This is a genomic window from Piscinibacter defluvii, from assembly GCF_004011805.1.
GTDB classification, from domain to species: Bacteria; Pseudomonadota; Gammaproteobacteria; order Burkholderiales; family Burkholderiaceae_C; genus Piscinibacter; species Piscinibacter defluvii.
Map to the genome: position 1 here is coordinate 17,067 of NZ_RCHJ01000024.1, position 19,587 is coordinate 36,653.

Here is a 19,587-nt window from a genome sequence, read left to right on the forward strand (position 1 = left end):
GCGACGATGCTACTGGATCGTCGGCGTGCTCATCGTCATGCGCTTGATCACGCCGGCAAGCGCGTCCTGCAGCGAACGTGCGAGGAAGGGTGACCCTTCCGGATTCGGGCCGTAGTCGTAGGTCTTCATGCCCCAGTGCGTGGAGACGTAGTCGTCGACGGTGGCCACGCCATCGATGAGGCCCAGTTCCTTCGCTTCGGGCCCGGGCCAGACTTCGCCGGTGCCGACGTCGACGCCCGACTTCAGCTGGGCGGCGCGCTTGGCTTTCACCTCGGCCAAGAAGAAGCCGCCCATCTGGTCGACGAGCTGTTGGGCCTTGCGATCCACCTCCGGGCTAACCGGGGTGAAGGGATTGAGAAACGCCTTCAGCTTGCCGGATGCATAGACCCGCTGCGCGACGTCGACCTTGGCGATCGCCTTGTCCAGCTGCCAGGGCGCCATGATGGCGCCGATGGAGCCGACGAACGAGTACTTGGCCGCGATGATCTTGTCGGCGTTCAGCGCGATCATGTAGGCGGCGCTGGCACCGATGTTGTTGATGACGGCCACGACTTCCTTCTTGTGCTTGGCCTTCAGCGTGTTGATCGCGGTCGAGATGCGCTCTGCTTCCACGGGCGCTCCCCCAGGGCTGTCGATGTGAAGCACCACGCCCTTCACGTTCGGGTTGCTGAAGGCCTTCTCGAGCACCGGGATGATGTTCTCGGCTGAGGCGCGTTCGCTCGATCCGATCGCACCTTCGATGCGAACCACGCCGACCACGTTGCCGAAGGGGCCCCAGCGGAAGCCGGCCGTGTTGAGGAAGAAGAGGAAGTACAGGATGCCGAGGACCACCGGCGCGCCGAAGAACATCGCCTGGAAGAAGGTGCGCCAGCGCCGCTCGGACTTACGCTCCTTGGCGGCGAGGTCGGCCGACCGCTCGAACGCATTGCGCTGTTCGCGCATCTCGCGAAGAACCTCGAGAACGACACCGGGATAACCGGCCTGGTCAGAAGATCGGGGTGGTGCGCTTGGGGTGAGCTCGGGCGGCTCGGTTGGGGCGGTGGTGGACATCGCGATCTCCTTGCATGAGGCCTACGCTGAGGCCAAGACAATAGATCGCGAGGTGCGTGGACCGCCAACGGAAAGGCGGGCGCTACGACCCCCCGAAAGTTCCGGTCGACTTGCGACGAAGATGCTGCTGGTGCGAGCCAGTGGCGCGAGAGCTACTTGCAGCTGCCGCCGCCGAACAGGGTGCCCAACGTCACCTTGCCGCAATCCTTCTTGGCGACTCCGTTCGGACCGGAGGGAGCGGATCCTTCGGCCCTCTTCACCGCCTCGAACATGCGGCTTTTCAGGCTCTCCATCGGATCGGTCTTCTCGAGCTCGTTCAGTCTGGAGACGAGTTCGTCATGCTTCAGGATTGTGCAGCGAAGGTCAAAGGCGGGAAGTGCGCGATCTCCGAATGGAATGCTTGTTTCGGTCCGCGTGATCGAGGCGACGGCACAGGATGCCTCCGCCACAGCAGTCAATGACCGGACATCGGTGTTACTCGACGATGAGCCCTGCAGCATCAGGATCTGACCGTTGCGGCACTTGGTTGCAACGAATTCGCCCGCGAGCCGGAAGAAGGCATCGATCTGATCCTTGCTCGAAGCGACAGCGGGGACGAGGGTCCTCTGTCCAAGAACGTAGTTGGTGTCGTGCGTAAGATCGCACACGGAGTCATCCGTCGCCTTGTTGAGACGCAAGGCCACCGCGTGCGCCGCTTGAGCGAAAGACATGACCAAGAAGGCCAGAACGGTTGCTGCGCGCAGGTTCATCGACTGGGCCCTTGACTAAACGACTGAAGTAGTATAACTACCGAGCATTCTCAGGATCGATTGAAGCTTGATGCCATGAAACCATTGATCGCAGCTGGCGCTGTCGCCTTGGCGCAAGGCGTGATTGCCGTTGCGGACGGTCGCACGGTTGGTACCGCGATCGGCGCCGGCATCTTCTTCTTCGTGCTGACCTGGGCCATCGCGAGTTGGATGGGCGCGGCCAAGAAGGGTGGATCGTCCGGCCGCAAGCTAGCGCGAGAGGACATACCCCTCTGGCGTGGCACCCACGACACCCCATTGCGGGACCGGTAGAAGATTCCGGCCCTCGCTAGTTGCCTCGGGGTCGGCTTCGACCCTTCGGTAGCATGTTCGGCACTTCTGGGGTCGCCTTGATGGCTTGCTCCCGCGGGCTCGTGCCGTCAGGCGCCTTCGTCGTAGTGGCCTTCCTCACAGCTGCCTCGGCTTGCGCGGCGGTGTCGTAGACATCGGCGCCGAACATTGCGCCGGACCGGCCAACCAGGCTGTAGTCGACGATCAGGTGCCCATTGCTGTCTCGCTTGAGATGCTGGCGCTTTTCAAAGCCACCGATCCAATCGTCGTTGTTCTTGTGATGCGCATCGCCGCGCTCAGTGACGTGATCGCGAAACTGTTGGGGAGTTCGACCATCAGCGCCCGGCAGAGGGCCGGGCGACCCTGGCATGGGCGCCAGGCCCGGCGACGAGGGGCTCGGCGGCGCTCCCGGCTCTCCCAGTCGCTGGGAGCGGATCTTCCCGTCGTTGGCTGCCTTGAGGGAATAGAGGTCGGGGTTGACTTCCGAGTCCTTGGACTGGCGTAGGAACGTTTCCTGCACGTCGGAGAAGCCACTGGGAAGACCGGCGCCCGTCGTCGGGCGCGCCGGGTTCGTGGAGAAGTTTCCAAGGTGCGATGCCATGTGCGCAGCCAAGGCCTGCGGGCTGCCACGGAACTGAGCAGCAACGCGCTCGCTCTCGAGCACAGCTGACGAGTTGACCGGGTCGGCTGCGAGATCTCGCGAATAGCCGTAGCCGAGCTGATAGGCCTGGCGGACCTCCTGCAACCGAGAAACCGCCTCTGCATAGCGGCGTTCGGCCACGTCGCTCCGTTGCCCAGCAGTGGACAAGTCCGACGCGAGGGAAGATCCGGCCTTGCCTTCTGAAGAAAGCGTGTTGAGGAAGCTTCGGTCGTGGGTCAACTTGTCACCAAAGGACTTGGACACCTTGCCGGTGTCTTGGTTGGCGTGGTCAAGAACCTTGCTGTCGGTATCGGAAACGGAGACGTTGTAGCGCTTCCCGACTGCGACGCCGCCGCCCATGCCGAACGCCTCCGGCATCATGGAAAACCGGAGCATCGTGTCAGCCACTTGCCCCGCGTCGACGCCGGTGGCCTTCGAGATTCGATTGGCCTCGGACCAGAACTGATCGAAGCTCCTTCCCACCTCTTCGTAACCTGCGAGACCTTGGCCGGCATTGGACCGAGCGGCATTCACCCGCTGCCGCACTTTGTCCATACCCTCCCTCAGCGACGCAGCCTGCGTCGTACCTGCGCTGATGACCTCGCCTTTGGCCGCGGAGGCGGTCTTGCTCGCAGCCTCGACGTCGTCCTGGGTCACGCGAGCCGTCACAACCTGCGCCGTGATTCCTTCGTTCTTCAGCAACGAAATGGCGGTGCGACCGTGGTTGTCGTGCGTCTTCCAATTCGCGAAATCGTCCTGCTCCCTGGTGACATACGGATTCGAACTCGTCGGAGTCACGTTCCGTTGATCCATCGTCACGTTGCCGAGATTGCTGTTGCCGATTGCGGCAGCGGCAGATGCGCTCCCGGAAAGCGACGATGACGACAGGCCCTGCAAGCCTCCCATGACCGCGGACCCGAAGTTGACCAGCCGGTTCGCGAGCGAGTACGCCAGCATCGGAATGCCGATGATCAGGTAGGACACGACAGCCTGCGCGGAGACGGCATTGGAGTAGATGGGCGACGCGGTCTGCAGAGAGAGCGCCTTCACCCCACCGCCGATCTCCGCGGCCGCGGCCTGGTCGATCTGCGCGTACAGCGTGGCCATGTAGTTGAGGATCGCGAAGAGCGGCGGCCAGAGCTGAATCGAGATCAGCGCAATGGCATAGCCGGAGATGATCATCAGCGTGGTTCTGCCGCTGGAGAGAAACAGCAAGAGAACCACGAGAGGGAAGACCGCGTAGCACATCGACTCGGCGACATTACGGACGACCGGCAGAGCCTGCTCTGCGATCTTTGCGCCATTGATCCACGCCGCGTTCTGGGAAGCGACGGCCGAAGCGCGGCCAGTGGCCATCATCATGCAGGACGGGTCGTTGATCTTCTGACAACCGAGCTCGCCAGCGTCGTTGATCGCGTTGATGAGGGCGTTCTGGCGGATGATGTCGGCGGCCGTCGACGCCGCGCTCGAGATCTGAGAGCGGATAAAGGCCTGGGGAACTTGGTTCACGAACGCGGCTTGTGCCGCGAGACTGGTGAGCGAAGGGTTCAGACGCGACGAGAGTCGCTGGGTCAACGTGTTGACCTGCGCAGGGATCCGCGCGCCGATCGACGCGTAGACCGCATCGCACGTGTTGGTGGTCACACCAGCGGCGCTCGTGATAGTGCTGAACCGGGCGGGATTGGTGAAGGCCATCATCGACCACAGATCAGATGACTCCGAGAAGGCAGTCGGCGAGATGGTCCCGTCGGCGATGTCGAAAGCGGTGCAGTTGTTGACGAAGTTGATGAGGTCGGTTCGGACACCGGGATCAGGCAGCGAGGTGCGCCGCAACTCTTGAATCAGCCTGCTGCCGAACATCAGCCCGTTCTGCTGATACGCCAGCTCCGGGGGAAGCGCGCCCGGACCCGGCAAGGTCTGAAAGGCGGTCTCGAAGAGCTCGGTGATCGAGTTGCCGATCGAACTCGTGAGACCGCCGAGAGCCGCCATTCCGAAGGGCACGTTGGCGATGATGCGGTTCGGCGTGCCGCCCGTCTTGTCGACAACGGCAACGGTCACGCGCGGCACGAACAGCACGCCATAGATCAGGACGACGGATCCGATCCACTTCCAGCCCTGAAGCTTCTCCGGCTGGAACATGTAGGCCACCATCGCGGCGACGAAGCCGCAGAAGGCCACGGCCGCCACCGCGCTCAGGTAGGTGCCTGAGGCCATGATCGCGGCAATCGCGTTGAAGATCCCCGCGAGTGCCTCGGAGTTGTGGTAGGCGAAGATCTCCCACATGGCGTGTTCTCCAGCTCGTTCTTGAGGGCTACTTCAGCGACGCGTAGCCGAGCATGTCCAGCGCATGATTCGAGAGGTTCGAGCGGATGTTTCGCTCCAGCCGCTCGAGGTCGGTTGCCACGGTCGAGACTGCCGTGACCTTCTTGTACATGGTGGCCTGTTCTTGTTGCAGCTGGCTCATGAACTTCTGAACGTCGCTTCGCTGAAGTTGAGCCAGTTCGGTCTGCCGTGGCGTGAGGCGATAGCGCTTCGTGAGCGCCGAGACGGCGACGTTGGCGAACTGGTTGAGGAAGGTGAACGCGTAGTCCGCCGCCACGACCTCGCGGTAGTTGCCGATCATCATCTCGGCCAGGCCGGAACCAGGGATCGTGTTGCCGATGGCCAGCATCCGCCACACCGGGATGCTCGTGCTGTTCACGAAGCCGACGGCGGCCGAGTTGTTCGGAATGGCGGTCCGAGTGCGGATGTTGTCCGAGATGAGCTGCATGATGTCCGACACCTTCTTGGTGAGCGGCTCGTGCACATAGGTGTTGGAACGGGTCACCACATCGCAGTCGGTGTAGTTGTTGCAACGAAGAACTTGGAGATTGACGTTGCCCCCGCCCGCATCGGATTGCCCATAGAGCAGCTGCGCGACTGTGGTGATGCTCGGGCCGATGTACTCAGGGTCTCGATTCGCAGACTCGGGCTGGAAGATCACTGCGCCCACGATGCTCATGACGAGCTCTCGCGCAGGATCATCGAGCGTGTCGATCGACTTCAGCGCTTGCCAAGTGAAGTTGCCGACGAACGGCGCCTGCGCGACCAGGTTGGGGTCGCCGCTGGTGCGAGCCGACGCAAGGATCGATGCGCTGTCGGAAGCGCACCGCCGCATCGCTGAGTCGATGTCGGTTTCCAGGCCCATCTGCATCGCGAGCTTGGCGCACGCCCGCTGGGAGTCATAGCCGACAGCCTCAGCCGCGGAGGCGACAAGAGCGGTCGCCGTCTCGCACGAGTTGATGCGAGAGTTGTTGATCCAAGTCTCGAGGCCCTTCGCCCACTTCGTCAGGCCACCCAGCAGAGGGGAGACCGCCTCGAGCGCCAGCTGGAACGCGATGCCTGGCAGCGCGGCCGTGATGTTTCGCAGCATGTTGCGGAACTCGGTGGCCGAAATGTGCGAGAACGATCCACCGAAGAGGTCGATTCCGCCGCAGCCGCCCTTGGCCGACGGGAACTGGATGGCTGCGAGCTGGTAGGTCTTGTTCGGGGACCGCAGGTAGAGGTTGCCGCCCGTGTAGGTGTTGAAGGTCTGGCCCTTGAACGCGCCGGGTGCGGTGTAGTTGCCGATGGCGCCGAGGCTGTTGAACATGTTGTTCACCTCGCCGTTGAGGTCGGCGGCGTAGGCAAGGGGCGCAGCGAAGGCGATCGAGTAGGCCGTGACGAGCGCAATCAGCCTGCCGAAGATGGATCGAACGGACATAGGGCCTCCTATTGCAGGTTGACGCGGCGCGTGACGGACGGGGCGTAGGCCTCTGCGCCAGGCGAAGCCACCGTAGCGATGCGCTCGAGGAGCTGGGACTCGCTGAGCACACCGAAGCCAATGGGTGTGATCTTTCCGGTGAAGGGCTCGGCCAGGTAGACGGCGGGAACCTGCGTCACCTGCAGCGTTCGGGCAATGCCGTTGTCGCGGCGGAAGTTCGGGAAGTTGGGCAGGCCCTTGCCGTCGACGCTGACGGGCACGATCTGGATCCCGTAGCGCGCCTGGAAGGCTTCCAACGTGGGCGCGAACGCGTGGCAGTAGGGGCAGTCCGAGCGGAAGAAGAAGAACAGCACGTGCGAGCGCGACAGGTCGGCCAGGGACTGCACGCGGGACGTGGTTTGCTCGCGGTCGAAGACCTCGATGGCGCGCGAGTTGACGGGACGCCCCTGCAAGGTCATGTCGAGGTCGGGGGTGGCCCACGCGACGCGCTGGGCGACGTCGGAGAAGTAGCTGGCCTGGCGCACCACCTGCGCCTCCAGCTGCATGTACCGGCGCACGTTGTCTTCGGTGGGGCGGATGATCGCGATGTTGCGGTACTCCTCGAGGCGCTTCTGCAACTGCTCGAACTCGATCAGCTCGGGAGCTCGCGTGTCGCGGCGCTTCGCCTCGGGCTTCTGTGGGATGGGCTTGGGCGGAGGCGCCGGCGCGGGCTGAACCTCGACCTCCGGGTCCTCGTAGAAGTGCCATCCGCGGCGGAAGTCATCCCAGAAGAGATACCGGGGCGCGGTCGATGCGGCAGAGGCGACGGCCGCTGCGGGCGCATCGGGTGATGTCTGGCCGAAGGCCGGAGCGACCAGGCCGACCAGGAGGGCAAGGCGGACAAGCAGCGTTCGCATGATCAGATCCTCACGAGAGGGACTTCGGGGGCTTGCCGTCGCGGCAGATGTTGATGCCGAAGGCAACGGCCTTGCGGGTAGGGGCAGCCTTCTCGGACGCGTGGACACCGTCCTGGCTGAACGCAACGCGCAGGCGACTGCAGCCCGCCTCGGCATAGCGCTTGACCGTGGTGACGTCGATCAGGATGGGGCCCGTGGCCTGGAAGAACCGGGTGATGTTCTCAGCGTCCTTTCCGGCGAGGATCCCGCGCGCGGTGCCGTCGTTGGAGTCGATGGCAGCGGCCATGAGCACGCGCACGTCCGCGACCGGGACGCGGCCGGCGTCACTGGATTGAGCGTGGACGCTCGCTGCCGCCGCGAGGGCGAGAGCTGGAACGACGAGAGGGCGCTTCATGGTCAGCACTTTCCTTGGCCGTAGTAGCAGGCAGGAATCTTCGAGGCGCTGTTGTTCTGCAGCGTCGTGAGGTTCGGGCTCTTGGCGACCAGCGACGCATAGAACTCGGTGAAGTCCATGCGCGCGAAGTCGAGGGACTGCAACTGAGCGATCGTGAAGCCAGAGCAGTCGGGGTTCTGCGCTGAGCCCCATCCCTTTGCGACCTGGGACCGGCCCTGTTCGTTGACGATGCGGGCCAGCAGCGAGTTGAAGCAGCACTTGCCGGTGGTGTGCTCGATGCAAGAGACGCAACTGCCAAGGATCCGGATGCAGCTCGAGCACCAGTTGCCCAAGCTGTGGCACAGGTGGGCGCCTTCGCTGAGCGCGGTGACAGCTTCGTCCGAGTTGCACGACATGGCCGAGAGCACGACCGTGATCACCACGGCGATCGCCAGGGTCCACGGGTCAAAGGCGACGACCATCCCCGTCGATTCGGAGATGGCGCCTGAGTAGAGGATATTGCCCGTGGTGGTCACGACGGCATCGCCGGTGAAGAACTCGACGGTGATGCCGTAGGCGCCGATGCCGGCGCTCGCGGTGAAAGAGGTCTCCGCGGTCAGGAAGGCGATCAAGCCCTGCCGCACGTAGTCGAAGTTGCGGCCGCTCATCAGCGCGTCGAACACCAGCCTCGAGCCGACGCCGAACATGCTCTGATTGCTCATGCCGCCGCCGGTGCCATCCGAGGCGCAGCAGTTCTTCAGCAGGCGATCGCGGCAGAAGCGAGCCTCGCCGTTGAACACGGTCATCTTGTCGGTGTCGAGGTAGACGCCGGCCTCGCGCGCGGCTTCGAGCATCGACATCGAGCGGCCGAAGTCGGCGTCGCCGGTGTAGGAGATGTTGAAACAGTTGCCTTGCAGGCAGAACACGTTGCTGGGGCAGTTGCTGGCCTGGGTGACGGTCTCGTTGGGCACGGTGCAGGAGTACTGGTCTTGGTACGCCTCGCAGTTGCCGGTGGCGGCGTTCGTGCGGGTGCAAGTCGAAGAAATGGGCGTGCAGCCGGACGCCACCAGCGGGGCGCACTGGTCGGCCGTGTAGGTGCTGCTGCAGGTCATCGTGCTCTGGTACTGCCAGCAGTCGCGCGTCACCGGAACGCCATCGACCATCTTCGTGGCCGGGCCGTCCACGCACACCGGCGTGGTGGCCACCGAGCAGCGACCGTCGCCGGCGAGCGTGGGGCACTGGTTGTTCCAGCTGTCGGCGGTCGTGCTGGTGGTGGCTGGCTTCGTGTAGGTCAGCCGCATTTGCGGGATCGGGCCGTAGGCAGGGTTAGGGGCCCAGCCCACGATGGCTCGCGTTGAGCTCGCGTTCCAGTAGAGCGAGGCGTACGTGCCCGTGGTGTCGGTCGCCTCGGTGCCGGAGAAGGTGGCGCTGGGCGCGTAGCACGTGGACGTGGTCAGCGGGCTGCTAGTGCAGGACATGCTGTCGCCGCCCCCAGAGCACGTCGTGCTCACCAGGTTGTCGCCGCTTTGCGTACCCGCGGGGCAGGCGGCGTAGACGTCCAGGAAAGGGTGGATCGTCACGCACGTCATGTCCTCCCAGCCGCCGGTGCAGGACACGGAAGGATCGTTCGCGATCATGGCCGTGAGGCTGCAGGTGTCGCCGGTGCAGCTCCTGTCGGCCACGAAGACGGCGGTCTCCGTCGGCGTGAAGCTCGGGAAGCTGTAGGACGTGCCGATGACGGCGACCTTCTGCGGCGTGATGACCGGCCGCGTCATGTCGACGTCGAAGAACGCGAGCGGATTGCCGTTGCTGGTGACCCGGAAGTGCTGTTGGGTGTCGGCGCGATCAGGGAGGCACTGGGCGGCCACGGCGGTAGAGCCGGACGTCGCCTGGGCGAACCAGTCGCCCGGCGTGCAGTTGGCCGACCGCGTCACCGCGACGTTCAGCGAGTTTGAGCAGCTGTAGCTGCCAGCGGCGACGTAGCGCGCGCACGTGCGCGTCTCGGTGTGCGCTGCGATGGTCGAATTCGTGGTCGTGCAGCCGCTGTAGTAGGCAGACAGATCGCCGAGGTTCAGCGATGGGTTGCGCGCGATCTGCGAGGCAGCCGCCACCGATGGGTCGCTTGGCGAGATCGTGGGGCGCGGCGTGTTCGCAGAATTGATGGCCGTCCTGAGCGCCTGGCACGTCTGGTCGTTCGGCGTCGCGGCGCAGGCGGCGAGCTTCGCGTTGATGTCCGAGCCCAGGGCGGGGCGGCCCGCCAGCGATGCCTCTGGGGGCGTCGTGGTGTACCCGGGCACGACGCTGTTCGCCGAAGGTTGGTTGACCAGCCCGCGGATCGTGGTGTTTGCCGACTGCCCGGCGGACACGCCTTGGTCGTGGGACGACTGCGCGAAGGCGGTGGTCTGGACGATCAGGAGGGCTTGGACCATGATCCAGACGATCACGCGCTTGAAGAGCATGCTCAGCCTCCCTTGAGCTTCGAGAGATAGGTTTCCGCCTCGCGAGAGAACCTCGGTGCGGTCCGCTGGATGAAGCGCAGGGCGTAGTCCACGCTGACGTCGCCGGCAGCCAAGGCGTAGCTCGAGGTGTCGAAGCAGGTCCCGGCAGCGCAGGGGGCAGGCACGGCGCCATCCTTGATCAGCACGAACGAGGGGGTGGCCGTGATCGAGAAGCGATCGAAGGCCTGCGGATCGATCTGGAAGCCCACCTTGCGCGTTCCGATGACGCGCTGCACCCGGCTCACGGTCTTCTGCAGCGAGTCCTCGACGAAGCCGCGCAGAACGAGCGTTGCGCCGGTGCGAGCCGCCTGGTCGACGAGGCGACCGAGCGAGGTTTCCGGCATCGAGAAGCTGACGAAGACGAGCAGCGTGGGCCCGACAGGCAGCGAACCCTTTGCCGGGTCCGGTTGTCCCATGGCGTCGTACCCGCCGGCGATAGCGCCCAGGTCGATCTTCCGCTGAGACTGGGGTTGCGGCAGCGCGTCGATGCGCGGGGTCACTGGAACAGGCACGCGCGCGAGTTCGGCCTCGGTGGGCATGCGGTTCTTGCGCGCCGCGGCATCGATGTCCTTGTCGGTGATGACCGGCTGGCTGCGCGCCGCGCGGGCGATGTCGGCCTCGGTCACCGGGCTCTTCTGGGCTTGGGCACTCGCCGGCGGCGAGCCGGCCAGGCCCATGCAGAGCGCGACTGCCGTGAGCAGGCGAAGACGATGTTCAGTAGCCAACACAGCAGTTCCGCTTTCGAAAGAGCATGAAGGCGAAGTCCTCGCCGCGGACCGGGTACTCCTTCCCGGCGCCCCACAGCACAGTCGTTCGACCGAACGGCTGACAGCACTTCCCGTCGAGCTTGTCCGTCGAGGGGATGGGGTAGGTGAGGTTGGTCTTGTAGGCCGTCTTGTCCATCACCGGCTCGAAGTACGGCCCGCACAGTCCTTTGCTGCCGTGCCACCCCCAGGCGATGAGTTCGCGGTGCATCTTGGCAGTGAGCCGATGGGCCAGCAGCGCCGCGGTGCGCACGCCGCCCATGTGGTACTGGACCTGGCCGTCGAGCGGGTAGATGCCACCCTGGCAACCCGAGCACCAGAACAGCGAGTTAAGGCCGAAGCCGGTCGTGGCCGCCACGCAGTCCGCCGCACAGGCGGCGATGGCGATGGGGTTTGCGAACAGGACGGCATCCGGGTTCAGCAGCAGGGTGAGCTCGTCGTCGTTCCACAGGGGATCGACTTCGGTCATGTAGGCGACGTCGAAGCTGCCCTTCTCGAGGCACGGGAAGTCGGCGACCACCTCCATCCAGTACAGGACGGGGTTCGTGTAGAAGTGGGCTTGGTAGAAGGAGCCACCATCGCCATCACCCTCCGCGCGCGTGAAGCGCGCGGCCTCGGGCGCCGGGATGCCCGGGTCGAGGTTGAGACCGCCGAGCGAGGGCAGACAGAAGGGCTTGCGCACGGCTTCGACGTGGCGCGCGGGCTCCCAGAAGCCGATGGTCAGACCGACCACCGGATTGACGCCGCAGGTGCACACCGGGCTGCCCGGGTTCCCGTCGTTGTCCTCCTGGCCACCGAAGTTGCCGATCGTCGTGGTGCCGATCGTGATGGGCAGGATGCAGGACCAGCAAATGTCCGTGATGGGGTTCGGGAACTTGCCGGTACACGTGGCCATGCCGGCCGCGAACGCGGAATGCGATGCCGCCAGCACGGCGAGGGCGAAGAAGAAGCGACGCAGCAGCATCATTTGGCGGGCACCTCGTCGATGCGAAGGCGTTGGCCTTCCTGAGACACGATGGCCGGGACCGCGGTGATGCCGAACTTGCGCACCAGCGTGCCGTCCTGGTCGTAGAACACCTGCTTGTTCCAGCGCTTCATGAGGTCCATGTAGCTGCCGCCCACGAGGATCGGCTTCACCTTGCCCTGGTAGTGATCGATCAGCTCGCGAGCTCGCGCAACCTGGCGCGGGTCGCGCGCGTCGAAGAACAGCAGGTGCTTCGACAGGGAAACCACCTCGAGCGGGTTCTTCCGAGTGCCGGCTGGAAAGAGGACCGCACCACGCTCGTCCACGACGTTGGTATGCAACGTGAAGCTGGGGTCGAAGTAGAAGGTGCGGGGCGCTTCGGCGCGGCGGAGGCCGGAGACGGGCTTCGGGTTGTTCACTGCGAACGCCGCGCGATCGCGCGCCTCCTGCTCGAGCTTCTTCAGCTCGCCGCTGGCTTCCTTGGCGCGCAGACGCGCCATGATGACCTCGAGCAGGCTCTTCTCGGCGATCGGGTAGGTCGGCCCGATGGTGCCGAGGTTCTCAGCGCGGGTGAGCGGCGTCAGGCCGAGCACGGCGACGAACAGAACGCAGAGCCTGGGGAAGCGCATGTCACTTGCCCGGGCAGGAGATCGAGCCGCCCAGGCGTTGGATCGCCGCCGTGTCTCGCTCGTGAGAGGCGCGGATCATGCCCATCAGCACCGGGTCGCCGTTGCCCTCAGCGAGGGCGCGCCGCAGCTCGACGGCGCGCAGGGATCGGCCGCACCGGGAGCGGAACGCCGCCATGTACGCCTCGGCACCATCGCGCGCCGGCGGCGCCACCTGGGCCAGCAGGGCCAGGTAGGTGTCGATCGGAACGTCGTCCTGGAACTCGACGCGCCCGCCTTGGGCCTGGGCGAAGGCAGAACCACACAGGGAGATGAGAAGCAGCAGGGGGTAGCGGCGCATGTCGAACCTCAGAGGATGGGGATGACCTTGGCCCGGACGTCCTGCACGCGCACGAGGCCGCTGAGGCTGTAGCGCGAGTCGAAGCTGTCGATGCTCGTCCCCTGAACGTAGAGCTGGCCAGCCGGAATGACCGTTGGCGCGATCGGCTCGAGCGGGCGGCGATCGAACGCATGGGTCTTGGCGCGGCCGACGAGCGCGCCGTTCACGAACACGTCGCGCCCCTGAACGGTCACCACATCGCCGGCGACGCCGGCGACACGCTTGAACAGGGCCTGATGACGCAGGCCCGGATAGGCGCCCTGGCCGGCCGGACCATCGAAGGAGTAGACGACCAGGTCGCCGCGCGCAAGCAGGGCCGAACCGTAGTCCACCACCGCCACCTTGTAGGGCAGGCTCGGCGTCCAGTTGAAGAGGATCGGCAGGACCGGCACGTGGTGAACGAAGAGCCGCACGAGGGCGAGAGCCCAGACCAGGCCGACGACAGCGAAGACGAACCAGCGGCGCCGGAGGTCGGCGCGCATCTGGCGGACGCCGTACATCAGCCACGGGCCGAGGCTGAGGCGGGTCGGCGTGACGGTAGACGTGCTCACGACTTGGCACCCACCTTGGCCTTGAGCGCGGCGGTCAGGTCCACGGCGTTCGACCAGCTACCCGCCACGGCCGACTTCACAACGACCATGCAGCGGCATTCGGCGGGCATCTCGCGAAGGGCGCGGTCCAGGCGCTCGCCGAAGGACTGCGCCTGCGCGTAGGCGCGCTGCCGATCCTCGTCGGACTTGCTGGCGGTGAGCAGCGCCGCGAACTCCGCTTCCTTGCTGCGATAGACATCGGCGATGTCGACGATGCCGATGACCTGCCCGGGCTTGACTACAAGGCGGTCGTAGGCCAGCAGCGCGGCCGCGGTGACGAAGATCGAGACGATCAGCGTGGTGATGACGGCCTTCATACGGCATGCCCCCGGCGGCGCAGCAGTTCGGTGATGGCGTCGTCGATGGACAGGCCCTGCTTGCGCAAAGCATCCAGCGGCGCGTTGTCGTCGAGCTTGTTGCTGAAGAGAAGGTGCGAGAACGGGTCCAGGATGGTCCTGGCGACGCCCTCGCCGATGGGCGAGGTGATGTAGCACTCCGAGAACACGCCCGGCTCCATGCGCAGCGAGTTCAGCAGCCGCTTCTTCGGCTCATCCATCGCGAAGCGCCCCGAGCGCGCCAGCAGTTCGATCGACTCGGGCTTCTGGCGCAGCAGGAAGGTCCAGTCGGAGCACTTCAGAGCCGACTCCATCTGGGCCGAGGTGAAGTAGTCGTCGCCGTTCTGCGTGGCGGTGACGAGGCTGCCGCCGTACTTGCGCGCGCGGCGAGCGGCCTCGTCGATCGCAGCGGCCATCACCAGGTCGTTCTCGCTCGAGTCGCCCAGCTGCTGCTTCAGCTCGTCGATGAACCACACCTTCTTGCGGTCGCGCGTGAGGTACATCTCGCGCGTGATGGCGTGGAACAGGATGATGTTGACGACGGCCTGCAGGTCCGGCTTGCGCTTGAGCTCTTCGCTCTCGATGACGACGAAGTCGTTGGAGAAGTCGATCGTGTTGCGGCCGGTGAAGAAGCGCGCGTACTGGCCACCCTTGGCGTAGGGGTTGAGCATCACGGCCAGATCCTTGACCCGCTGGTCGTTCTTGATGCCCAGTTCCTCGATCGAGCCGGCCACGAACGAGTCGCGCAGGATCGTCATGTCGAGCTCGGGCCCGTACTTGGCCCAGAGCTTGAGCAGCATCGCCGAGATCGCCTTCATCTGGACCTCGTCGAGCTCCTTCATCGAGGCCATCTTCGCGATGGCCGGGAGAAGCATGTCGATGTCCTCGTTGATGTCGGTGACCAGCGGGAACGGGTTCAGAGAGATCTCGACGTCGGGGCGGAACTCGATGAAGGTGCCGTCGGCCTTGCGGCACAGCTTCTCGAACGAGCGGCCAAGGTCCTGCATCCAGATCTTGGCGCCGATCGCACGGTAGGACCACGCAAGTTCGTTGAGCAGCACCGACTTGCCCGAGCCAGGCGAGCCGATGATCGCGGCGTTGTAGTTGCCGTCGTTGTCGTAGAGGTCGAGCGTGAGCAGCTGGCCGCGGCGGCCGGCGAACACCAGGGTGGGCGTCTTGGTGCCGCGCCACTCGGCGAGCACTGGCGCGAGGTGGATGGCGTTGGCCATCGTCTTGCGCGTGACCCGCTTCATCTTCTTCAGGTCGCCGTGGAAGGCCGGCGACAGCGTCATCGGCAGGCTGGCGATCAGCGCCTGGCGGTGCTTGTAGACGTCGGCGTTGAGCTCGAAGCCGCGCGCGCGCCAGATCGCCTTGGCGGTCTCCTGCGTCTGAGCGACCTTGTTCGGGTGGCAGAACAGGCCCAGCTGGTGGTACATGCTGACCAGCGCGCCGCCGGTGTCGATCGCGTCGGCGGCCGCGGACCAGTCGCGCGCCTTCTTGGCGACATCTGGCATGACCACCGCCATCTTGCTGCCGGCGTTCTGCGTTGCGCGCACGTGGTTGGCCGTCACGACGGTCTTCGTGCTGTTGGGGTCCAGGATGTAGACGCCCATCGTCAGCAGGAACGGCGAGCTGTACTGGAGCGCGGGCTGCATCAGGTCGCCGACCAGCGCGCCCATCTGCCACAGGCCGAAACGCTCAGGGAACGACTTGATGGAGTAGAAGCGGACGTCGAGGCCGTCGCCGGCGCCTTCCTTCCACAGATGCAGGCCGTTCGAGCGGGCGTCCTGGATCGTGTCGTGATCGACGATCTGGTCGCGCAGCTCGCGGCCGTCGTCGTAGTGAAGGTCGGGAGCGGTGGCAGCGTCGATGCGATCGGGATTGACGAACAGCGAGCACCAGTTGATCAGGTCGGCCGCGTCGCACACCTTGTTCGGAAGCGACGCCGAGCGCAGCGTGGTGCCCATCCCGTCGCGCAGGCCGATGATCCGCTCGCGATCGGAGAGGTTGTTCGGGTCGGCTTTGACCGTGACGCTCACCATCAGGCGGAAGTCGCGGATGGTGTAGTGGAAGCCCTGCGTGAGCGAGTGGTGCGCGCCGTGCGCCAGGTGGGAGAAGCGGCGGCGCGCGAGCTTGCGGTAGAGGTTCTCGTTGCGCGCCGGGCGCCCGTACTCCTGCGCCTTCTGGATCTGGTCGGGATCCTCCATGCGCAGGTTGGCGTACTTGCGCAGCGGCGGGCAGACGTGCGGCGAGGCGAAGAGGTGGAACTGCACGCCGGTGTCGGGAGGGCAGTTCGAGTACAGCGACACCAGTACGTCGACCATGCGGTCATCGGCACCGCTTTGGGGCATGACTTCCAGCATGAAGCCCATGCCATCCTTGTTGACGAACAACTGCTCTTCGTCGAGGTAGGAGATGTAGGGCAGCCAGCTGGCGAACTGGTCGGCCGGGGACTCGTCCTTGTCGCCGAACGAGAAGAGGCCGCCACCGGCCTTTTCGCTGCCGGGGGAGGAGTCGTTGCCGAAGAGGTTGAGGCGGAAGGACTGAAGCATGGGGCGGCCCTCGGAGGTCACTGGTCCTGGTTCGCCTGCGCGCGGCCTTGGAGCGCACGCAGGGCCTGGGTGATGGAAGTCGAGTCGTCGCCGGGGTTGGGCACCTGGCCGGCCGGGCCAGCGGGCGTCGCCGCGGCGGACTTGGCGCCGCCGCCGCCGGTGGGCACCTTGGGTGCGCGCACGGGGGCGAAGGCGTCGCGCTGCTGGCGCTGGACGTGATCGACCAGCCAGCGGCCGTTGTCGACCTGGACGTAGACCAGGCTCTCGCCCACCAGATCGCGATCGGCGTCCTCCCAGGACTTGACCCAGAGGCGAAGCACGCGCGGGGCCGCGCGCAGCGGCGCGGCGTTGTACGGCGTGCCTTCTTCCGTTGGCGCAGTGCGCGCGGCGGTGTTCAGCATCACCGGTGCGCTGCGCGCCGCGGCACCGGGCGGGGCGGGCTGCGGCGCCAGGTCGGCCGCCGGCGCCGATGGCGCGCGTCGTTGCGACGGCAGGTTGTTCTGGATCGCGTTGTAGTAGGTGCCCGACACGGAATCGCAGTGCACGCCCTCGGGTGCCTTGCACGAATACTTCGAGCCGCCGTCGAGGCCGGTGATCGCGCAGCCCTGGACCAGGACGGCGATCGGCGCGAGGACGAGCAGCTTGGAGATGGCGATGCGGCTCATTGCGGGTTCTCCTTGCCGGTGATGCGAGACACGATCTCGGACAGCAAGACCGACTTGCCCGAGCCGGAGCGGCCGAGCACCATCGTGTTGAAGTTGCGGCCGGCGCCGAAGTCGAAGTAGGAGGTCGCCGCTTCCAGCGGGGCTTGCGGCTGTCGCGTCGACGCATGGCGCCGGACCTTGGCCTTGAGGCTCGCGAGCTTGTCCGGCTGCGACTGGCGGCGCGGCTGAATTGCGTTGCGGCGGTTCATTGCGCCTTCTCCTGCGTTGACGTCTTCGCCTTGGCGACGGGCACGCCGGGCGCGGAGACCGAGGCCAAGCGGCGCTCGATCTCGCTGAGCGGCACGTAGCCCGTCGTGCGCGTGCCGTCGGCGTAGAACACCGTGGGGGTTCCGTTCACGCCCAGTTGGCGGGCGAGGGCGGTGTTGCGATCCAGCGGCGTGGCGCAATCCGCCTGCGTGTTCAGCCCGGTGGTGTCGGCGCTCAGCATCACGGCTTGCCAGCTCTTCACCGGGTCGGCCGAGCACATCACGGCCTGCGGGAGCTGGCGGCCCTGGAAGGGCAGCACGAACGTGTAGATCGTGACGTCGGGCAGCTTGGCCAGATCGGGCTCGAGGCGGCGGCAGAACGAGCACGCGGGGTCGCTGAAGCTGAAGAGGGTGCGGGCGCCCGTGCCGTGCACCACCTTCAGCGCGTCCTGCAGCGGCAGCTTGCTCGTGTCGATCGGCTTGTCCGGGCTCTCGGAGGTCTCCGTGACGACGCGCGCGGACTGCTGCGCGCGCGCGAGCTTCGGGCCGGTGACGTCGGTCGCGGTCTGCGCGTCGAGCAGGCGCCCCATGATGAAGTAGCGCGGGTTCTTCGGCGACACGAAGGCGACGTTCGGCCCCATCCAGACCTCGTAGATGCCGGGCACCTCGCTGGCCGACACCGACGTGAAGTTGGTGGCGGGATAGGCCTTCTTCAGCGCGGCCAGCAGCTTCGCCTCTTCCTGGCTCGGAGCCGCATGGACACCATGGAAGGCGGCAGCCAGCAGCGCGGCCGCCAGAAGACGTTCACTCTTCATCGTTGGACACCTTCATGTAGCGCTCCGAGGGCTCGGAGCGGGAGGGGTAGGAGGTCGGAGACGCAGCGGCGGCGTCGGGCGCGCCGCCGTCGATGCGAACGCCCTTGGTCAGAACCACGTCGATCTCGCGGCCGGCGTCGACCTCGATGATCGGGAAGGTCTGCTCGGCGAGCTTGATGTAGTACTGAGCCAACCTATCCAAAGCCTTGCCCACGCCCGAGCCGATGCCGGCGCGATAGGCATCGCCACCCGAAGCCGTCGCGACGGAGCCGAGGGCCGACGTGCTGTAGGTGGTATTGGCCTGCGAGAAGCCTTGGCCGATGCCGCTGACCACGCCGGCGAGAAGCGCGTTGGCCAGCATCTGCCCCTGCTTGGTCACCAGCCTCCCGCGCATGCCGACCTTGCCGTCTTCGCCGAAGATGGAGCCCTGGATCTTCACTTCGAGCGGATCGCCGTTGGTGCGGATGCACGACAGCAGCTCGGTGCGGATGTAGGCGCGCTCGGAACTGATGTCGCCGTACCCTGCGCCGATGACAAAGCACTCGCGGTACTCCGCGCGATAGCGGTTGGGCAGCACGGAGTTGTCCGACAGGCGGATCAGTACCGGATGTGGGTTGCTCTGCGACTGGCCGCCAGTGGGCGCATCGAGGCCGCCGATCAATTGGCCCCGCGTGAAGCTGATCGGCAGGAAGCTGTCGAGCGTGTCGCGAGGCTTCTTGCCAGCGTCAGGCCCTTCGCCGGCCTTGGTTGGCGTGGAGAGCGTGACCCGCATCAGTTGCGGCTGCGGCGGTGTCGCGGCGACGTCGATGCCGCTGGGCGACGCATTGGCAGGCACGCCAGGTGGCATGGCGCCGCGCGGATAGGCCACCGGCGGGGGCGGCGCCGGCGGCAGAGATGCAGTCGCCCGGGGCAGCGCGGTCTCGGGCGGAGGCGTCTGCGGCGTAGCAGCCGGGCCCATTGACGGCGACGAAGCGGCCTGCGGTCCGCCCTTCAGCCGACTCTCCATCTCGGCCAGCCGGCGCAGGACTTCCTGCTGGCGTTCGCTGACCTCGCGGTTGAGCTTCTTCTGCTCTTCCTTGTCGGCCTTGTACGCCTCGAGGTCCTTGCCGGCCTTGCCGATCCAGACCTCGGAGTCCTTGACCTGAGCCCCGGGGGCCATCATGTCGACGTTGGTGGGCTTGACGTCGCTCTTGGCCGAGGCCGCCGCGGCGCGCTGGGCGCTGTCGCCCGAGCCCGCGCTGAAGACGGCCCACAGAAGGGCGACGCCGCCGCCGCACACCAGGCCGGCGACGGTCCATTGCTTCGCGCGCGGCGACATGCGCTCGGCGATGGCCGACGCGCGATCGCGCAGGTTGTCGGTGAACTTGGACATGC

Annotated in this window: 19 protein-coding genes; 1 reads left to right on the plus strand and 18 read right to left on the minus strand. The window is 65.9% G+C overall.

Annotation, left to right across the window (positions count from 1 at the left end; translation table 11 throughout):
- Positions 1-9: 9 nt before the first annotated feature.
- Both D9C15_RS27685 and D9C15_RS27690 read right to left on the minus strand, forming a co-directional pair.
- Positions 10-1,050 carry a S49 family peptidase gene (locus D9C15_RS27685; RefSeq protein WP_128002239.1) on the minus strand — a complete coding sequence of 347 codons (1,041 nt, stop codon included), beginning with the start codon at positions 1,048-1,050 and terminating at the stop codon, positions 10-12.
- Between the two features lie 152 nt (positions 1,051-1,202).
- Positions 1,203-1,799, minus strand: a complete 597-nt coding sequence (locus D9C15_RS27690; protein ID WP_128002241.1) for a hypothetical protein — start codon at positions 1,797-1,799, stop codon at positions 1,203-1,205.
- A gap of 75 nt (positions 1,800-1,874) precedes the next feature.
- Here D9C15_RS27690 and D9C15_RS27695 point away from each other — a divergent pair, with 75 nt between their 5' ends.
- Positions 1,875-2,111: a hypothetical protein gene (locus D9C15_RS27695; RefSeq protein ID WP_128002243.1), complete on the plus strand. Its 237-nt coding sequence runs from the start codon at positions 1,875-1,877 to the stop codon at positions 2,109-2,111.
- A gap of 16 nt (positions 2,112-2,127) precedes the next feature.
- On the opposite strand, the gene D9C15_RS27700 is transcribed toward D9C15_RS27695, so the two are convergent.
- The 16 genes from D9C15_RS27700 to D9C15_RS27775 all read right to left on the minus strand — a co-directional run bounded on the left by D9C15_RS27700 (position 2,128) and on the right by D9C15_RS27775 (position 19,585).
- A complete protein-coding gene (locus D9C15_RS27700; RefSeq protein ID WP_128002245.1) occupies positions 2,128-5,052 on the minus strand; it encodes a conjugal transfer protein TraG N-terminal domain-containing protein in 2,925 nt (974 codons plus the stop codon).
- Positions 5,053-5,080: 28 nt separating this feature from the next.
- Positions 5,081-6,511 (minus strand): conjugal transfer protein TraH, encoded by a 1,431-nt coding sequence (locus tag D9C15_RS27705; protein ID WP_128002247.1) that lies wholly within the window; start codon positions 6,509-6,511, stop codon positions 5,081-5,083.
- Positions 6,512-6,519: 8 nt separating this feature from the next.
- Positions 6,520-7,407 (minus strand): conjugal transfer protein TraF, encoded by an 888-nt coding sequence (traF, locus tag D9C15_RS27710; protein ID WP_128002249.1) that lies wholly within the window; start codon positions 7,405-7,407, stop codon positions 6,520-6,522.
- Positions 7,408-7,417: 10 nt separating this feature from the next.
- Positions 7,418-7,801, minus strand: a complete 384-nt coding sequence (locus D9C15_RS27715) for a hypothetical protein (RefSeq protein WP_128002251.1) — start codon at positions 7,799-7,801, stop codon at positions 7,418-7,420.
- Positions 7,802-7,803: 2 nt separating this feature from the next.
- Entirely contained in the window at positions 7,804-10,239 is a 2,436-nt protein-coding gene (traN, locus tag D9C15_RS27720; protein WP_128002254.1) for a type-F conjugative transfer system mating-pair stabilization protein TraN, read from the minus strand.
- A gap of 2 nt (positions 10,240-10,241) precedes the next feature.
- Positions 10,242-10,904 carry a type-F conjugative transfer system pilin assembly protein TrbC gene (trbC, locus tag D9C15_RS27725; protein WP_205854925.1) on the minus strand — a complete coding sequence of 221 codons (663 nt, stop codon included), beginning with the start codon at positions 10,902-10,904 and terminating at the stop codon, positions 10,242-10,244.
- Between the two features lie 88 nt (positions 10,905-10,992).
- Positions 10,993-12,009: a TraU family protein gene (locus D9C15_RS27730; protein WP_128002257.1), complete on the minus strand. Its 1,017-nt coding sequence runs from the start codon at positions 12,007-12,009 to the stop codon at positions 10,993-10,995.
- Entirely contained in the window at positions 12,006-12,635 is a 630-nt protein-coding gene (gene traW / locus D9C15_RS27735) for a type-F conjugative transfer system protein TraW (protein ID WP_128002259.1), read from the minus strand. Before traW ends, D9C15_RS27730 begins: the two co-directional genes overlap by 4 nt.
- 1 nt (position 12,636) lies before the next feature.
- Positions 12,637-12,972 carry a hypothetical protein gene (locus tag D9C15_RS27740; protein WP_128002261.1) on the minus strand — a complete coding sequence of 112 codons (336 nt, stop codon included), beginning with the start codon at positions 12,970-12,972 and terminating at the stop codon, positions 12,637-12,639.
- Between the two features lie 8 nt (positions 12,973-12,980).
- The gene (traF, locus tag D9C15_RS27745; protein ID WP_205854926.1) at positions 12,981-13,562 is read right to left on the minus strand and encodes a conjugative transfer signal peptidase TraF; all 582 of its coding nucleotides are present in this window, start codon (positions 13,560-13,562) and stop codon (positions 12,981-12,983) included.
- A complete protein-coding gene (locus D9C15_RS27750) occupies positions 13,559-13,918 on the minus strand; it encodes a hypothetical protein (protein WP_128002263.1) in 360 nt (119 codons plus the stop codon). The genes traF (D9C15_RS27745) and D9C15_RS27750 overlap by 4 nt, the downstream gene beginning before the upstream one ends.
- Positions 13,915-16,488 carry a type IV secretion system protein TraC gene (gene traC, locus D9C15_RS27755; protein ID WP_128002265.1) on the minus strand — a complete coding sequence of 858 codons (2,574 nt, stop codon included), beginning with the start codon at positions 16,486-16,488 and terminating at the stop codon, positions 13,915-13,917. The genes D9C15_RS27750 and traC overlap by 4 nt, the downstream gene beginning before the upstream one ends.
- A 17-nt stretch (positions 16,489-16,505) precedes the next feature.
- A complete protein-coding gene (locus D9C15_RS27760; protein ID WP_128002268.1) occupies positions 16,506-17,153 on the minus strand; it encodes a TraV family lipoprotein in 648 nt (215 codons plus the stop codon).
- Entirely contained in the window at positions 17,150-17,401 is a 252-nt protein-coding gene (locus D9C15_RS27765) for a hypothetical protein (protein WP_128002270.1), read from the minus strand. The genes D9C15_RS27760 and D9C15_RS27765 overlap by 4 nt, the downstream gene beginning before the upstream one ends.
- Positions 17,398-18,213: a DsbC family protein gene (locus tag D9C15_RS27770; protein ID WP_128002272.1), complete on the minus strand. Its 816-nt coding sequence runs from the start codon at positions 18,211-18,213 to the stop codon at positions 17,398-17,400. The genes D9C15_RS27765 and D9C15_RS27770 overlap by 4 nt, the downstream gene beginning before the upstream one ends.
- On the minus strand, positions 18,203-19,585 hold the full coding sequence (locus D9C15_RS27775; RefSeq protein ID WP_128002274.1) for a TraB/TrbI/VirB10 family type IV secretion system protein: 1,383 nt from the start codon (positions 19,583-19,585) through the stop codon (positions 18,203-18,205). Before D9C15_RS27775 ends, D9C15_RS27770 begins: the two co-directional genes overlap by 11 nt.
- Positions 19,586-19,587 lie beyond the last annotated feature (2 nt).

Excerpts from the sequence above, each read along its gene's own strand:
- D9C15_RS27685 (WP_128002239.1), bottom strand. The coding sequence starts at position 1,050 with ATGTCCACCACCGCCCCAACCGAGCCGCCCGAGCTCACCCCAAGCGCA.
- D9C15_RS27690 (WP_128002241.1), bottom strand. The coding sequence starts at position 1,799 with ATGAACCTGCGCGCAGCAACCGTTCTGGCCTTCTTGGTCATGTCTTTC.
- D9C15_RS27695 (WP_128002243.1), top strand. The coding sequence starts at position 1,875 with ATGAAACCATTGATCGCAGCTGGCGCTGTCGCCTTGGCGCAAGGCGTG.
- D9C15_RS27700 (WP_128002245.1), bottom strand. The coding sequence starts at position 5,052 with ATGTGGGAGATCTTCGCCTACCACAACTCCGAGGCACTCGCGGGGATC.
- D9C15_RS27705 (WP_128002247.1), bottom strand. The coding sequence starts at position 6,511 with ATGTCCGTTCGATCCATCTTCGGCAGGCTGATTGCGCTCGTCACGGCC.
- traF (WP_128002249.1), bottom strand. The coding sequence starts at position 7,407 with ATGCGAACGCTGCTTGTCCGCCTTGCCCTCCTGGTCGGCCTGGTCGCT.
- D9C15_RS27715 (WP_128002251.1), bottom strand. The coding sequence starts at position 7,801 with ATGAAGCGCCCTCTCGTCGTTCCAGCTCTCGCCCTCGCGGCGGCAGCG.
- traN (WP_128002254.1), bottom strand. The coding sequence starts at position 10,239 with ATGCTCTTCAAGCGCGTGATCGTCTGGATCATGGTCCAAGCCCTCCTG.
- D9C15_RS27730 (WP_128002257.1), bottom strand. The coding sequence starts at position 12,009 with ATGATGCTGCTGCGTCGCTTCTTCTTCGCCCTCGCCGTGCTGGCGGCA.
- traW (WP_128002259.1), bottom strand. The coding sequence starts at position 12,635 with ATGCGCTTCCCCAGGCTCTGCGTTCTGTTCGTCGCCGTGCTCGGCCTG.
- D9C15_RS27740 (WP_128002261.1), bottom strand. The coding sequence starts at position 12,972 with ATGCGCCGCTACCCCCTGCTGCTTCTCATCTCCCTGTGTGGTTCTGCC.
- D9C15_RS27750 (WP_128002263.1), bottom strand. The coding sequence starts at position 13,918 with ATGAAGGCCGTCATCACCACGCTGATCGTCTCGATCTTCGTCACCGCG.
- traC (WP_128002265.1), bottom strand. The coding sequence starts at position 16,488 with ATGCTTCAGTCCTTCCGCCTCAACCTCTTCGGCAACGACTCCTCCCCC.
- D9C15_RS27760 (WP_128002268.1), bottom strand. The coding sequence starts at position 17,153 with ATGAGCCGCATCGCCATCTCCAAGCTGCTCGTCCTCGCGCCGATCGCC.
- D9C15_RS27765 (WP_128002270.1), bottom strand. The coding sequence starts at position 17,401 with ATGAACCGCCGCAACGCAATTCAGCCGCGCCGCCAGTCGCAGCCGGAC.
- D9C15_RS27770 (WP_128002272.1), bottom strand. The coding sequence starts at position 18,213 with ATGAAGAGTGAACGTCTTCTGGCGGCCGCGCTGCTGGCTGCCGCCTTC.
- D9C15_RS27775 (WP_128002274.1), bottom strand. The coding sequence starts at position 19,585 with ATGTCCAAGTTCACCGACAACCTGCGCGATCGCGCGTCGGCCATCGCC.